Source organism: Gluconacetobacter sp. (genome assembly GCF_047721585.1).
Lineage (GTDB): Bacteria > Pseudomonadota > Alphaproteobacteria > Acetobacterales > Acetobacteraceae > Gluconacetobacter > Gluconacetobacter dulcium.
On record NZ_JBDNXE010000107.1, the window covers coordinates 1 to 14,315 of the forward strand.

13 protein-coding genes and 2 pseudogenes are annotated in these 14,315 nt (G+C 63.6%); 4 read left to right on the forward strand and 11 right to left on the reverse strand.

The annotated features are described in order from the left end of the window. The 3 genes and pseudogenes from ABF821_RS16060 to ABF821_RS16070 all read left to right on the forward strand — a co-directional run. A pseudogene (locus ABF821_RS16060) lies at window positions 1–1,072 on the forward strand (vitamin B12-dependent ribonucleotide reductase); the annotation flags it as partial. A gap of 38 nt (window positions 1,073–1,110) precedes the next feature. Continuing rightward, window positions 1,111–1,575, forward strand: a complete 465-nt coding sequence (locus ABF821_RS16065; RefSeq protein ID WP_182973965.1) for a RidA family protein — start codon at window positions 1,111–1,113, stop codon at window positions 1,573–1,575. 14 nt (window positions 1,576–1,589) lie between these two features. Then, complete coding sequence (locus ABF821_RS16070; protein ID WP_415530736.1) at window positions 1,590–2,747, forward strand: GNAT family N-acetyltransferase; 1,158 nt, start codon at window positions 1,590–1,592, stop codon at window positions 2,745–2,747. A gap of 538 nt (window positions 2,748–3,285) precedes the next feature. On the opposite strand, the gene ABF821_RS16075 is transcribed toward ABF821_RS16070, so the two are convergent. Further along, window positions 3,286–3,960 (reverse strand): hypothetical protein, encoded by a 675-nt coding sequence (locus ABF821_RS16075; RefSeq protein WP_415530737.1) that lies wholly within the window; start codon window positions 3,958–3,960, stop codon window positions 3,286–3,288. A gap of 201 nt (window positions 3,961–4,161) precedes the next feature. Here ABF821_RS16075 and ABF821_RS16080 point away from each other — a divergent pair. Continuing rightward, a pseudogene (locus ABF821_RS16080) lies at window positions 4,162–4,383 on the forward strand (peptidogalycan biosysnthesis protein); the annotation flags it as partial. 122 nt (window positions 4,384–4,505) lie between these two features. Here the strand turns inward: ABF821_RS16080 and ABF821_RS16085 are convergent. The 10 genes from ABF821_RS16085 to ABF821_RS16130 all read right to left on the reverse strand — a co-directional run bounded on the left by ABF821_RS16085 (window position 4,506) and on the right by ABF821_RS16130 (window position 13,932). After that, window positions 4,506–5,447 (reverse strand): LysR substrate-binding domain-containing protein, encoded by a 942-nt coding sequence (locus ABF821_RS16085; protein WP_415530738.1) that lies wholly within the window; start codon window positions 5,445–5,447, stop codon window positions 4,506–4,508. Between the two features lie 135 nt (window positions 5,448–5,582). Further along, window positions 5,583–6,389, reverse strand: coding sequence for a formate dehydrogenase accessory sulfurtransferase FdhD (gene fdhD / locus ABF821_RS16090; protein WP_415530739.1), 807 nt, complete (start codon window positions 6,387–6,389; stop codon window positions 5,583–5,585). Between the two features lie 151 nt (window positions 6,390–6,540). Continuing rightward, window positions 6,541–7,149: an NTP transferase domain-containing protein gene (locus tag ABF821_RS16095; RefSeq protein ID WP_415530740.1), complete on the reverse strand. Its 609-nt coding sequence runs from the start codon at window positions 7,147–7,149 to the stop codon at window positions 6,541–6,543. Then, window positions 7,146–7,427 carry a hypothetical protein gene (locus ABF821_RS16100; protein ID WP_415530741.1) on the reverse strand — a complete coding sequence of 94 codons (282 nt, stop codon included), beginning with the start codon at window positions 7,425–7,427 and terminating at the stop codon, window positions 7,146–7,148. The genes ABF821_RS16095 and ABF821_RS16100 overlap by 4 nt, the downstream gene beginning before the upstream one ends. 4 nt (window positions 7,428–7,431) lie before the next feature. After that, entirely contained in the window at window positions 7,432–8,505 is a 1,074-nt protein-coding gene (gene moaA, locus ABF821_RS16105; RefSeq protein WP_415530742.1) for a GTP 3',8-cyclase MoaA, read from the reverse strand. A 68-nt stretch (window positions 8,506–8,573) separates the two neighbouring features. Then, window positions 8,574–10,877 carry an FdhF/YdeP family oxidoreductase gene (locus ABF821_RS16110; RefSeq protein WP_182973973.1) on the reverse strand — a complete coding sequence of 768 codons (2,304 nt, stop codon included), beginning with the start codon at window positions 10,875–10,877 and terminating at the stop codon, window positions 8,574–8,576. A 4-nt stretch (window positions 10,878–10,881) separates the two neighbouring features. Beyond that, entirely contained in the window at window positions 10,882–11,343 is a 462-nt protein-coding gene (locus ABF821_RS16115) for a nitrate reductase associated protein (protein WP_415530746.1), read from the reverse strand. 53 nt (window positions 11,344–11,396) lie between these two features. Continuing rightward, window positions 11,397–11,546 (reverse strand): DUF2474 domain-containing protein, encoded by a 150-nt coding sequence (locus ABF821_RS16120; protein WP_182973974.1) that lies wholly within the window; start codon window positions 11,544–11,546, stop codon window positions 11,397–11,399. Continuing rightward, window positions 11,533–12,552, reverse strand: coding sequence for a cytochrome d ubiquinol oxidase subunit II (cydB, locus tag ABF821_RS16125; RefSeq protein ID WP_415530743.1), 1,020 nt, complete (start codon window positions 12,550–12,552; stop codon window positions 11,533–11,535). The genes ABF821_RS16120 and cydB overlap by 14 nt, the downstream gene beginning before the upstream one ends. A 3-nt stretch (window positions 12,553–12,555) precedes the next feature. Further along, entirely contained in the window at window positions 12,556–13,932 is a 1,377-nt protein-coding gene (locus tag ABF821_RS16130; RefSeq protein ID WP_415530744.1) for a cytochrome ubiquinol oxidase subunit I, read from the reverse strand. Window positions 13,933–14,315 lie beyond the last annotated feature (383 nt).

Sequence of the window (14,315 nt, forward strand, 5' to 3'; positions counted from 1 at the left end):
GCCCGAGGCCCCGCCGGCCGAGCCGCCGCCGATCGCCGGCGACCTGCTGATGACCAATCTCGATGCCTGTCTGGCGGCATTGGGGCTGGATTACGACAGCGACGCCGGCCGCGACGTGGCCTGTAGCCTGGCCTCGCTGGCCACCTCGGTCGCCCATGCGGGATGCGGGGCCGACTCCCTGCTGCTCCCCCCCGCGCGCAGCACGGTGCCCGGCCTCGCCGAAACCGCGCGCGCCGTCTGGCGCGACGCGGCGGTCGAGACCGACGCCCCCCTGCCCCGCATCGAAACCGGCTTTTCCGCACCCGGCCCGATCGACGCCCTGCTGGGGGTGGAAGCCTGCGGCCTCGCCCCCATCTTCTCGCCGCTCCGCCCGGACGGCCGGCTGGCCGCCAGCACCCTCTCCCGCCTGACGGCACGCGGCCTGACGCCCGAGGCCGCCTTCGCCGCCGCCCTGGCGGGCGAAAGCGTCCTGCCCCTGCCGGATATCGAGGCCCACAAGGCGATGCACCGCGCGCTGGCCGGCTTCGTCGACCGCATGCCCGCCCGTCCGGACCCTTCGTCCATGCCCACCCTGCGCGCCCGGCTGGCGCTGGATCGCGGCGTGCGGCGGCACCTGCCGGCCCGCCATGGCGGCTTCACGCAGAAGGCCAGCGTCGGCGGCCACCGCCTGTTCCTCCGCACGGCGGAATATGAAGACGGCTCGCTGGGCGAAGTCACCATCACCCCGGCCCGCGAGGGGCCGATGACGCGCGGCCTGCTGGACGCGCTGGGCCAGGCCGTCAGCATCGGCCTGCAATATGGCGCGCCGCTGAACGATTACGTGGATGCCTTCGCCTATACCCGCTTCGGCCCCGCCGGCACGGTGGAGGGCGATCCGGTCGCCTCCTATGCGACCTCCATGCTCGATTATGCGTTCAGGGCCCTGTCGGACGCCTATCTGGGCCACAAGCTGCCCGACGCACCGCATCAGGACGACCTGACCGACACCCCGTCTCCGATGCTGCCGCTGGATTTTCCAGAGACAAAAGGGGACAATACCACCCGGCGCGGCAAACTTCGCCTGGTCGGCTAAGCGCCACGCCCGCCCGTTTCGGACAAGGAGCCCCGTTCATGACCGACACCCCCGAAACCCGCCTGGACCGGCACGGCATCATCCTGCCCGTGCCCCCCGCCCCCGTCGCCACCTATGTCGCCAGCGTCCTCAGCGGCTCGCTGCTGGTCGTCTCCGGCCAGTTGCCATTGCTCGACGGCAAGCTGTTCGCCACCGGCAAGCTCGGCGCCGATGTCGCGGTCGAAGTCGGGGTCGAGGCCGCCCGCTACGCCATGATCAACGTCATCGCCCAGGTCCGCGCCGCCGTGGGCGACCTCTCGCGGGTCCGCCGCGTGGTCCGGCTGGGCGGCTTCATTTCCTGCGTCCCCAGCTTCACCCAGCATGCCACGGTCATGAACGGCGCGTCCGACCTCGCGGTCGCGATCTTCGGCGAGGCCGGGCGGCACGCCCGCTCCACCATCGGCGTCCCCTCCCTGCCGCTCGACGCCGCCGTCGAGGTCGAGGGCCTGTTCGAGATCGCCTGACCGGCGGCCCGATCATGACCGCCCTGACCCTGAGCCTGCATCCCGCCATCGCCGACATCCCGGCGACGGAGTGGGATGCCTGCGCCGGCCCCGACAATCCGTTCGTCAGCCACGCCTTTCTCTCGGCCCTGGAAGACAGCGGATCGACCGGCTCGCGCACCGGCTGGCTGCCGCAGCACGCCGCCATCCGCGACTCCGCCGGGCGGCTGCTGGCGGCGGCGCCGATGTACGCCAAGCCGCATTCCTACGGCGAATACGTCTTCGACCAGAGCTGGGCTCGCGCGTTCGAACAGGCCGGCGGCGACTACTACCCCAAATTGCAGGTCGCGGTCCCCTTCTCCCCGGTGCCAGGCCCGCGCCTGCTGGTGCGCGACGACGTGGCGGACCGGCCCGGCCTGCGCCAGGCCCTGGCCGGCGCCCTGAGTCAGGCCGCTACCGAACTGGGCGTCTCCTCGGTCCACGTCACCTTCTGCTCCGAGGACGACTACACGTCGCTGGGCGAAGCCGGCTGGCTGCAACGGCTGGGCGTCCAGTTCCATTGGGACAATGCCGGCTACACCAGCTTCGACGATTTCCTGGCCACCCTCGCCTCGCGCAAGCGCAAGGTCCTGAAGCGCGAGCGGCGGGACGCCAATCAGTGCGGCCTCACCTTCCGCACCGTGCAGGGCCGCGCGATCACGCCCGATCTCTGGGCGCATTTCTACCGGTTCTACACCGCCACGATTGATCGCAAATGGGGCAGCGCCTACCTCACGCCCGAATTTTTCCCCCTGCTGTCCGAACGGCTGGGCGACCGGGTGGTGCTGATGCTGGCCGAACGCGACGGCACGCCCGTGGCGGGCGCGCTCAACCTGATGGGCACCGACACGCTCTACGGCCGCAACTGGGGCTGCGACGGCGACTATCCGTTCCTGCATTTCGAACTCTGCTATTACCGCGCGATTGATTTCGCCATCGCCCACGGCCTGCGCCGGGTCGAAGCCGGGGCGCAGGGCCAGCACAAGATCCAGCGCGGCTACCGCCCCACCCCCACCTATTCCGCCCACTGGATCGCCCACTCCGGCCTCCGCCGCGCGGTCGCCGAATTCGTGACCCACGAACGCGAAGCCATGCTGCACGACATGGCGGAACTGGACGCACAGTCGCCCTACCGCGCGGCGGGCGAAGACTGAAAGCCTCTTCTTTTTCTGAAGAAAAAGAAGCAAAAAGACTTTTATCCGTTTTGGGCTATCGCATACGCCCCGGAAAAATCAGGAATGCACCAAAGCTTTCCCACTTATAGGCAAGACGATACGCTCATATACGCTTCAAAAAGAGATCGAGCCGCTCGGGACCGCCTTATGACAGGCCCAACATGGCAACCCACAATCCGACAGCCTGCTAATGCTTCTGCCTGATCAGAATATAGACGATAGCAACCTCCATTAAAACAACACCACCCAGAATAACAACGCGCAACCATATTGGATAGGTATAGATTTTCCTTTTTATGCGCGACCTGTCACCAGATGCGCACCATGCGATAGTTGAAAACCATCCGACCCATGTAAAGCCAAGAACTATATTGAGAGTCAGAGCTTCTCCAAACGGAACCCGCCTCAATACAAGACTCAAAATTGTAGGGATAAAGAAAACTATACTACCAATAAGAACGATATACGGAATTGACATGGTATTCCAGCCTCCTGAAAAATTTATATCATTTCCATACTAAGAAGTCTTAATATAATAAACCACCGCACAAATAATCATCAATGCCGTCGGAAGGTATGGGAGAGTGGCTTTTACTATCGTCTTTTTGTGCACAAACCTGATATAATAGTATGCGGTAATGGCTGTTGCGATAATAACGTCGATATAAATGGCCGACAGGAAAGAACCGAGACTGATATTGACGTCCACCTGTAAAAAATTCAGAGAATCGACGTAAAATGACGCCTTATCATCCGGAGTTCCCTTGTTGGCGATCAGGTTAATAATATTAATGATATTTCCGAATGCCATGACGGAAAATGTTGCGATAAAAAACTTGCCCCCATAATCGTTATCAGCACTGCTCTCCAAATAAACTCCGTAAACAACAAGAAAGAATAATGTCATCAGCACCGCATAGATGGCGGACATGCCAATGCTGACGTTCTCCATAAAACGGATTTGAGCGTCACTGAAACTTTGCCCTGACGCATGTGCGCTGAAGGTCGAAGATATATAGCCTTGGGGCATGTAATAGAAGTAAAGATAAGTGAATGCAACAGTCGTCATGACGAATGCGATTACAGAAAATATGGCACCGATAGCATCGGCCAGAGGCTCCCCACACATAGAAATGGGCGTCGACAACCGGGCGCTTCTAATAATATGTTTGATATCCTCGCCATTTCTCATGGCGACCTCCTTGGCTGATGATCGGCACCTCGCGACACCGATCGGGTTTAATCTTTAATACGATTACGAAAGAAAAACAACATTTTGATACATTTCTTGCCCGATCACATTTCTTTGACGAGTGAGGCTGGACATACCTCATATCAAAGCAAGACCAACTCACCTTGAGTCTGACACCCTGTTCGAGGTCGCCTGACCTGGACCGGCTGGCTGCCGCAGCACGCCGCCATCCGCGACCCCGCCGGCCGCCTGCTGGCGGCGGCGCCGATGTACGTCAAGCCGCATTCCAACGGCGAATATGTCTTCGACCAGATCTGGACCCGCGCGTTCGAACAGGCAGGCGGCGACTACTACCCCAAATTGCAGGTCGCGGTCCCCTTCTCCCCGGTGCCAGGCCCGCGCCTGTTGGTGCGCGACGACGCGGCGGCCCGGCCTCCGCCGCGCCGTCGCCGAATTCGTGACCCACGAACGCGCAGCCATGCTGCACGGCATGGCGGAACTGGACGCACAATCGCCCTACCGCACGGCGGGCGAAGACTGAAAGCCTATGCTTTCCCTCCCGGCGCGGTCGCGGGCTTGCAGAGCAGGTCGATGTCACCCTGAAGGCTCGTTTTCATCACGCTATCCCACACGTCAGACGCAAATTCCGGCGTCGCCTGCTCGCTGAGACGCACCACCCCCACCGCGCCGGGTGAAAAGCCCGGCAATCGCCGCATCCCAAGCCGGCCGGGCGGGGGCACCCGCAACGGAAAAGACGAAATCGGCAGAATGGTGGCGACCTTTCCGGTCATGACCTGCGCATGGATCAATTCCAGCGAATTCGTCTCCAGGCGAATCATCGGTTCGACATCGACCGTCTGAAATCCCACATCCACCAGTTGCCGGCAGCGCATTTCCCTGGTCAGCAGCGCAAGCGGCAATCGGGCCGCCGCCTCCCAGCTTATATCGTCTCCCTCAGGAAGCTGAAACACGCTGGACGCCGCCAGAACCTGCTGTTCGGCATACAGCGTGCGAACCTGGAACGCTTTCGCCTGCGGGCACTGATCGTAATACATGATCCCGATATCGAGCTCCTTGCTGGCCAGTTTCTCGATGATCGCCCCGTTGGGCAGCACATGCACCTCGCTTGCGAAATCGCCGCATCGCGCCTGCACGGCATCCAGCAGGAGCGGGACGATATGCACGGCAGTCGGGATGACGCCGATCCTGGCGATCCCCGCGATCGCCTGCTTCGCCACCGAGACCTCATTCCGCAGTTCGCTGACCCCTCTGAGGATGTCGTGCGCCCATTTGAGAACGCGCGCCCCATCATCCGTAATCCCGAACATTTTTTTCTTGCGATCGACGATGACGACGCCCAGTTCGTCCTCCAACTGGCGGATGGCGCGGGACAGCGCAGGCTGCGACACGCCGCACGCCGTGGCCGCCTTGGAAAAACTCTTGTAGCGTTCGATTTCACGCAGGTACTGCAACTGCTTCAGAAACATCTCATGCTCCTTGCGGATAATGGCTCGCCAGATCCGCACCCCCGGCCCTCACAACGGTCCCGGATGACAATGCGCTCTCAACCCGCCCCACCGGGCCGCACCACGGCACAACGCACACCCCACCCGCCGGCACGGTCATGGCCCGATCAGGCGCTGCCCGCCGCAAAAGACGAACTGCCGGTCATGCCGCGCGATTGCGATCAGCGTCTGGTTCATCGCCTCGGCCAGACGCAGGGCACGATCGGTGGGGGCCGACACCGCGACCACGGTGGCCATGCCCGCGCGCACCGTCTTGAGCGCCATCTCATACGAATAGCGGCTGGTCAGCAGGCAGATGCCCGTCTCCGAAAGCGTGTCCTCGCGCATGCGGGCACCGATCAGCTTGTCGAGCGCGTTATGCCGCCCGACATCCTCCCGGATCAGCCGAATCCGGCCGTCCATAGTCGCCCAGGCCGCGCCATGGACCATCCGCGTGCGGGCATTCAGATCCTGCCAGCGATCGAGGTCATGCAGCGCGCGGCGGATCGCGACCGGGGCAATACCCGGCTCCACGGGAAACGGCGCAGGCCCGCTCGCCTCCACGGACGGCACGTCGGCGCTGCCGCAAATGCCACAGCTCGAATGCCCGGCCTGGGCACGCGGCCTGCGCCGCGACAGCATGGCGAGGCGATCGCCTGAAATCGAAACGTCGATCGTCGGCCCGTCCTCCCCCTCCGACACCGAGACCGAACGGATCTGTTGCTCGGACGCGACGATCCGTTCGGTCAGGCAGTAGCCGAACGCGAAATCCTCCAGATGATCCGGCGTCATCATCATCACGCCATACGGAAGGATGCCATTGAAGACGAGTGTAACCGGCACCTCGTCGGCAATGTTCAGGTCAACCTGCTCGCCGGAGAGATCGAGCAGCGTCGCCGTCCGCGTACGAAACAGGGCGGTCACGGGGCCGCACCGCCCCGTCGCGCCGGCCGGCACCCTGCCCGGCGCGCCCCGACAGCGACCGGAGCCGCCGCAACCGCCAGCGGGCTCATCCGCCCCCTCGTCCCGGACCAGCGGCCCGCCGGCGCGCCCGATCGCGCGCGATCGTCGCGTTCTATCCGTGGCATGTCGGCTCCTGCCGGCGGGCCAGCCGGTTCTCGGCCTGCCGCCGCTCCTCGGGGGTATTGATATTGTCCAGCGCACCGGGGGTCCGTGGGGATAAAAGGCAGGTGCCGCCATCGCTCAACGCGTGCCGCGGCCCGACCCGGCCCGCCGCCACCTGGCGGGACAGCCTCTCCAGGGCCACCGGCTCCCAGATGGCGCAGAACGGTTCCGGCAACCCGTCATGCTCGCTCCGGAACGCGACGGCCGTATAATCGGCGCGACGGGCCAGAATCAGCGCATCGAGCGTCGGCGCATCCACAAACGGCATGTCGCATGCCAACACCAGCCACGCGACGCGCGGATAGTCCCCATGGGCGGCCAGCAACCCTCCGGCCGGCCCGATCGCGTCGGACCTGTCGGTGATTCCCGGATAGGCGCGTCTCAGGCCATCGGTCGCCTGATCCTGCCGCAGGGACACGAAACAGCGCGCCACACGCGGCGCAAGCAGGCTGAAAGCACGATCGAGCTGCGGCCGCCCCTCATAGGCCAGCGCCGCCTTGTCCTCTCCCATGCGGCGGCTGGCGCCCCCGGAAAGGACAAGCCCGTAAAGCGGCCTCATGGCCCCGCCATCGCAGGCACCGCCGCGCCGGAATCGCGCCTGCCTCCCCACCTGTCTCCACGCCTGCCGGCAGGACGAACCGCACGGACCACCCCGTCAAGAGCAAGCCCCCCGCCCACGGCGTCACCGGTCGCCGCCGCCACGCCCACACCGATGCGCCCCATGCAGCGCACATGCCGATCGAAGCCCGCCCCGTCGCCGCCGATCGTGCCATCGACCAGGCGCGGCGCCTCACCGCCCGCGTCAGGATGGGAAACAACAGGCCAATTCCCGGTCATGTCATCACCCGCCGATATAATGCATTTCGATTTTGTCGTCCTCGCCCCCATGCTCGGAAATCGCGGTGCGGCTCCGTCGTTCCTGCCGTTCCTCGCTGTAACGGTCCGCGCGACGCTGCCAGATCGCGGCCAGCGCCCGCCGCAACGCGCCATCGTCCTCCGCAGGAGCGGGATCGCGCAGGATCGTGCGCAAATCGGTGCCGCTCGTGGCGAAAAGGCAGGTAAAGACCTGTCCGTCCGAAGACAGGCGCGCCCGCGAACAGTCCCCGCAGAACGGTGCGCTGACCGAGGAGACAAAGCCGATCTCCCCGCCGCCATCGGCGTAACGGTATCGCGTGGCGACCTCGCCCCGATAAGCCGGCGATACCGGATCGAGCGGCCAGAGCGCATCGATCCGCGTCATCAGGTCGCGCGATGTCACGACATCGCCGCGCTCCCAACCGTTCCGGTTGCCGACATCCATATATTCGATGAAGCGCACGATCACACCCGTATGCCGGAAATGCGCCAGAAGCGCCGGCACACCCCGATCGTTCACGCCGCGCTGGACGACGGTGTTGATCTTCACCCCGCGCGGAAATCCAGCCGCGCGCGCCGCCTCGATACCATCGAGCACGGTCGTCAGGTCGCCCCGCCCGCCGCTCATCCGCGCGAACACGTCCGGGTCCAGACTGTCGAGGCTGACGGTCACACGATGCAGCCCGGCCGCATGCAGGGCCGAGGCCTGACGCCGCAACAGCATCCCGTTGGTCGTCAGCGCGATATCCTCGATGCCGGGAATGCGCGCAAGCCGCGCCACCAGGTCCTGCAAATCGGGCCGCAGCAGCGGCTCTCCGCCCGTAAGGCGCAGCTTGGTAACGCCCAGGTCCGCCGCCACCCGTGCCACCCGTTCGATCTCGCCGAAATCCAGCCGCTCCTCGGGCGCGAGAAAGCGGAATCCCTCGTGATAGAGCGAATCCGGCATGCAATACGGACAGCGGAAATTGCACCGATCCATCACCGAGATGCGCAAATCCCTGAGCGGGCGCCCCACCCGGTCCCCGACCGGCCGGCTCTTGAATGAAAACTCCGCGCTCATGCTCCTTGGTCCCCGCTCTCCATCCCCGGCCTCCTTCATCGCTGAAGGACGCCGGGGATGGAAGCCATTCAGCCCGCGATCCGCATCGGCGCCGCCGACGCCACGCTCGGCACGATCCGGACCGGAATGGCCTTCGCCGCCGGCGTGCCGCTGATCTCGTCATAAAAATCGAGCGGCAGGAGCGGATTGAGTTCCGGATAATATCCGGCAATCGCGCCACGCGGCATCGGGTAGTCAAGAACCGTCAGCCCGTCGACATACCGCCGATAGCCATCGTCGCTATAGGTCTCCAACCCGACGACCGCGCCATTCTCCAGCCCCCGATCCGCGCGATCCTCCTTGTTCATGAAGATGACGAGGCGGTTGTTATAAACCCCGCGATACCGGTCGCTGTTGCTGTAGATCGTCGTGTTGTACTGGTCGTGCGAACGGATCGTCGCCAGCCGCAGCATCGCCGGGTCATCGACCACATCGTTCACGTCCAGGCCCGGCATGACGAGGAAATTCGCCTTCCCGTTCGGGGTCTTCCAGACCCGCCGCCGGGGCGGAATATCCAGATGAAAACCATGCGGATTTTTCATCTTCTCCGAAAAATCAGCATATATATCGGGATAAACATCCGCGATCCGGTCGCGGATCAGCGTATAATCCTCGATATAATCGGCCCAGGGCGTCTTCGAGTCCGGCAGCGTCGCCATCGCCACGCGACAGACGATTTCGGTCTCCGGCCGCACATGCTCGCTCACCGGCTCGAACACGCCGCGCGACGGCGTGACATTCGCCATCGCATCCTCGATGGTGACGAACTGCTCCCCCTTCGCCGTGCGAATGATTTCCGAGCGCGCCACGACCGGCAGCATCAGCGCCTCCCTGCCATGGACCAGATGCGCGCGATTGAGCTTGGTCGTCACGTTCACCGTCAGGTTCAGGCGCGCCATGGCGGCATAGGAGCGTTCGGTGTCGGGAATGGCGCGCGCGAAATTGCCGCCCATACCGAAAAACACCTTCGCCGTGCCCGCTTCCATCGCGGCAACGGCCTCGACGACATGGTGGCCGTGCTCACGCGGCGGCTCGAAGCCGAAAACGTCGCGCACGCGGTCGAGATACGCCTGGGTCGGTTTCTCGTCGATCCCGACGGTGCGGTCTCCCTGCACGTTGGAATGGCCACGGATCGGCGCGATACCGGCACCCGGCTTGCCGAAATTCCCCTTCAGCAGCAGCAGGTTCGTCAGTTGCTGAAGCAGATGCGACCCTTCCTGATGCTGCGTCAGCCCCATGCCGTAACACATGATCGTCGCATTCGACTTCGCATAGATCCCCGCGATATGCCGGATCTGCTCTTCCGAAATGCCGGAGATGCGCGTGATATCCGCCCAGGACGTGCTCATGACATCGGCGCGCACCGCGTCCATGCCCACGGTGTGCTCGGCGATGAACGCCTTGTCCAGCACGTCCTCGCCCGCCTCGTCGGCTTCGAACAGCGCGCGCATCATCCCCTTGAAGATGGCGAGGTCGCCACCGATCCGGACATGCACGAATTCCGTGGAAATCGCCGTGGACCCGAACGTCCCCATCTGAAGGATGTCCTGCGGCTCGGTAAAGCGGATCAGCGCGCGCTCGGGCATCGGATTGATCAGGATGACCGGAACGCCGCGTTTGCGGGCCTCGACCAGATTGGTCATCATGCGCGGCGAGTTGGTGCCCGTGTTCTGGCCGATGACGAAAATCGCCTCCGCCTGGTCGAAATCGGCCATGACGATGGTGCCCTTGCCGATCCCGATCGCGGGCGGCAGGCCGCGCGATGTCGGCTCGTGGCACATGTTCGAACAGTCGGGGAAATTGTTGGTCCCGAATTCGCGCACGAAGATGGAATACAGGAACGCCGTCTCGTTCGCCGTCCGGCCGGACGTATAGAATTCCGCCTCATGCGGACTGTCGAGCGCCTGAAGATGCTTGCCGATCAACGCATAAGCATCGTCCCACGCGATGGGCACATATTTGTCGGTCGCGGCATCGTAGCGCATCGGCTCGGTCAGGCGGCCCTGCATCTCCAGCCAGTGATCGCTCTGTTCCATCAGTGACGTAACGGTGTGCTGCGCGAAGAAATCCCGCGTCACACGGGCCTTGGTGGCCTCGAAGGCCAGCGCCTTCGCACCGTTTTCGCAGAATTCCAGCGTCTTGCGATGATCCGGGTCAGGAAAGGCGCAGCTCGGACATTTGAAGCCCCCAGGCTGGTTCATGGACAGCAGGCCGCGCGATCCCTTGACCAGAATGCTCTGCTCCATGAGCACCTTGGCCGTCGCATTCGCCGCCCCCCATCCACCGGCCGGGTGGTGATAGGGCTTGAACTCGGGTTTTTTCTCTTTGCTCATGGTCTCAACCCTCTCCCTGAAGGATGCCGAACTCTTTCAACGCCGGGACGAAATTCTCGTTCTCATGTTTCGACCGCGCGAGCTTGATCAATGCAAAACGCTCCAGCGGCGTCAGCCCGGCCCATTGCGCGGGCGTGGGGGCCGCAACACCGTCCGCCTTCGCCTGGATCGTCACGGCCTCCGGCATCAGGTTCGCCTCGCGCCAGTCGTCCAACGGCTGGGGCGGCAGAAAACGAACCGGCTCATCCGCCCGCGCCGCGATCAAATCCTCGACGAGCATGCGATAGCCCGCCTGCTCCCCGTCCGTCGCGCACGGCCCCTCCACCAGCAGGCCGCGCTCCGTGCGCGACAGCCGGCTCCACTGCCGGAGCGTCATCTTGATTCCGACGATATCGAGCTTCTGCCGCGCAATCATGGGAATGCAGCGCAAAGACCCGGCGAAATCACGTTCGAATTCGAAAATCACAGGATTTTCGGACATTGTATCCGTCCTTTCGGCCGTCACGGAAGGCGTCATGCTCATCGGGGCACCAGCAGATGAAGCAGCGACGCCCCGACGAAGAATGCGACGGTGCTGGCGGCCCAGATTCCCACAAGCCAGCCGAACCGGGCGCTCCAGCGACGGGGCGCCTCCGACCCGTCACCCTTCACGATTTCAATGATAGCCATCGGCCTCAGACACCTTCCCGCGAAACACGCGATAGGAGTAGATCGTATAGGTCAGAATGATCGGCAGCAGGATGGCGGTGCCGACAAGCTGGAAGAACTGGCTCGACGGTGGCGACGACACATCCCACAGGCTCAGCGTCGGCGGCACGGCATAGGGCCAGACCGTGATGCCCAGGCCGGACAGGCACAGGAAGAACCAGCCCAGCGCACACAGGAAGGGCACACGCGAATGCCCCTTCCGCAGGCTCGCCGCCAGCAGCAGGCCGAACACGACCACGAGAACCGGCACCGGGGCCACGATCGCGATGTTCGGCCATTCCGTCCAGCGCCGCAGATAGGGCGCATGCAGCAGCGGCGTCCAGAAACTAACGGCGACGATGCAGGCAAAAAGCCCGACGGCCAGCCGCCCGGCCCAGCGACGGCACGCCGCTTCCAGCCCGCCGGTCGTGCGCCACACCAGCCAGGTCGCGCCCAGCAGGGCATAACCGCACATCACGGACAATCCGCACAGGACGGTAAAAGGCGTCAGCCAGTCCAGCGAACCGCCCGAAAAGGCGCCATCGGTCACCTTAACCCCCTGGATCACACCGCCGAGGATCGCCCCCTGGCAGAACGCGGCCACCGCCGAGCCTGTCATGAACCCGAAATCCCACTGCCGCGCCCGTGGCGTATCCCTGGTCATCACACGGAATTCAAACGCGACGCCGCGAAAGATCAGCGCGACCAGCATCAGCATGATCGGCAGATAGAAGGCCGGCAGCAGCGTGGCATAGGCACCGGGAAAGACACCGTACAGAACGGCGCCGCCAAGCACCATCCAGGTCTCGTTGCCATCCCAGACCGGCGCGATGGTGCCGATCATGACGTTGCGCCGCGTCTCGTCGCGCTCCGCCACGAACAGCATGCCGATGCCCAGATCGAATCCATCGAGAACGACATAGATCGAGATCGCGGCAATCAGGATCACGGCCCAGACAATCGGCAACCAATGTGCGAAATCCATCATCGCTCAGGCCCCTTTCGCGGCGGATGCGTCGACGACCGCGGGGTGCATGTGCGTCGCCAGGATATCGGATGCATGCAGCGGATCGGCATTCCGTTCCCCTTCCTCCGGCGCGCGACCCAGCAACCGGACGAGAATGCCGAGGCCGGACCCGAAGACGATAACGTAAACGACGACGAAAACCGTCATCGACACGACCATGCTCGACAGCACGATCGGCGATACGCTGTCGGCGGTCCGCAGCAGGCCATAGACCGTCCAGGGCTGCCGCCCGACCTCGGTGGTCACCCAGCCGCACAGCAGGGCCAGAAAGCCCGCCGGCGCCATGCACAGGGCGACACGGTGAAAGAGCGGATTCAGAAAGAGCGTGCTGTTCCGCCGATGCCACAGCGACCAGAGCCCGACCAGCATCATCAGAACGCCCAGCCCCACCATGATGCGGAACGAGAAGAAGATGATCGGAGAAGGCGGCCTTTCGTCACGGGGGAAATCCTTCATCCCCGGCACCTTGCCATCCAGGCTGTGCGTCAGGATCAGCGAGCCCAGAAGCGGAATGCCCACCGCATAATCCGTATGCTCGGTCTTCATGTTGGGAATGCCGAACAGCAGTTCCGGCGCGCGTCCTTCGCTGTTCCAGTCGCCTTCCATGGCCGCCAGCTTGGCGGGCTGGTATTTCAGCGTGTTCAGCCCATGGGCATCGCCCGCCAGAATCTGCAATGGCGCCACGATGGTCGCCATCCACATGGCCATCGAGAACATGACCCGCACCGGCTCGGTGGACATTCTGCCCCGCCGCCGCGCCTTCAGCAGATGCCACGCGCCCGTCGCGCCGACCGCGAAGGCCACCGACAGAAACGCCGCGAGCCCCATATGCACCAGCCGGAAGGGAAAGGACGGATTGAAGATGATGGCCAGCCAGTCGTCGGGCAGAAACTGCCCGTTGGCCGGGTCGATCCGATAGCCACGCGGCGTCTGCATCCACGAATTGGACGCCAGGATCCAGGTCATCGAAATCAACGTGCCGACGGACACGCAGCAGGTCGCGGCAAAATGCAGTCCACGCCCCACCTTGTTCATGCCGAACAGCATGACGCCGAGGAACCCGGCTTCGAGAAAGAACGCGGTCATGACCTCATAGGACAGCAGGACACCGGTAATCGGGCCGGCCTTCTTCGAAAAGACCGACCAGTTGGTGCCGAATTCGTAGGCCATGACCAGGCCGGACACGACCCCCATGCCGAAGACGACCGAGAACGCCTTGATCCAGTATCGGTAGAGATCGAGAAAGACCTGCCGCCCCGTGACCAGCCAGACCCCCTCGAGAACGGCCAGATACGCCGCCAGCCCGATCGAAAAGGCAGGAAAGATGATGTGAACGCCCACAGTAAACGCGAATTAAAACCGCGCCAGAAGGAACGCTATATCATGAGCATTCTGCATCCATACCTTCCACACTCTTTCTCGACATCGATAGGAGGATGTCTGTTATTTTACGCATCGGAAACCCCTATCGAGGGGCCAGATCCAGACACCGATGCGCAATGGATGGTCATCGCGCAGGGGGGAGTCCGGTCGTATCGTAGGATCATTCCAGCATACGCGTCCAAGACCTTCTCTTTATAACAATATGCGTTTTGGTTATATCAAAGCGCCATTTCCATCCGTCCTGATTATGCACTATACCTGACGCCGTCACGCGACGACGCGATTTCCCCCCCCTGGCCGGGTCTCGTATACCCGGGTGGCGGGGGGGCGGGTATGGCTCG

Bases quoted from the DNA above. Each gene is read 5' to 3' on its own strand.
- ABF821_RS16065 (WP_182973965.1), top strand. From the start codon at position 1,111: ATGACCGACACCCCCGAAACCCGCCTGGACCGGCACGGCATCATCCTG.
- ABF821_RS16070 (WP_415530736.1), top strand. From the start codon at position 1,590: ATGACCGCCCTGACCCTGAGCCTGCATCCCGCCATCGCCGACATCCCG.
- ABF821_RS16075 (WP_415530737.1), bottom strand. From the start codon at position 3,960: ATGAGAAATGGCGAGGATATCAAACATATTATTAGAAGCGCCCGGTTG.
- ABF821_RS16085 (WP_415530738.1), bottom strand. From the start codon at position 5,447: ATGTTTCTGAAGCAGTTGCAGTACCTGCGTGAAATCGAACGCTACAAG.
- ABF821_RS16095 (WP_415530740.1), bottom strand. From the start codon at position 7,149: ATGAGGCCGCTTTACGGGCTTGTCCTTTCCGGGGGCGCCAGCCGCCGC.
- ABF821_RS16100 (WP_415530741.1), bottom strand. From the start codon at position 7,427: ATGACCGGGAATTGGCCTGTTGTTTCCCATCCTGACGCGGGCGGTGAG.
- moaA (WP_415530742.1), bottom strand. From the start codon at position 8,505: ATGAGCGCGGAGTTTTCATTCAAGAGCCGGCCGGTCGGGGACCGGGTG.
- ABF821_RS16110 (WP_182973973.1), bottom strand. From the start codon at position 10,877: ATGAGCAAAGAGAAAAAACCCGAGTTCAAGCCCTATCACCACCCGGCC.
- ABF821_RS16120 (WP_182973974.1), bottom strand. From the start codon at position 11,546: ATGGCTATCATTGAAATCGTGAAGGGTGACGGGTCGGAGGCGCCCCGT.
- cydB (WP_415530743.1), bottom strand. From the start codon at position 12,552: ATGATGGATTTCGCACATTGGTTGCCGATTGTCTGGGCCGTGATCCTG.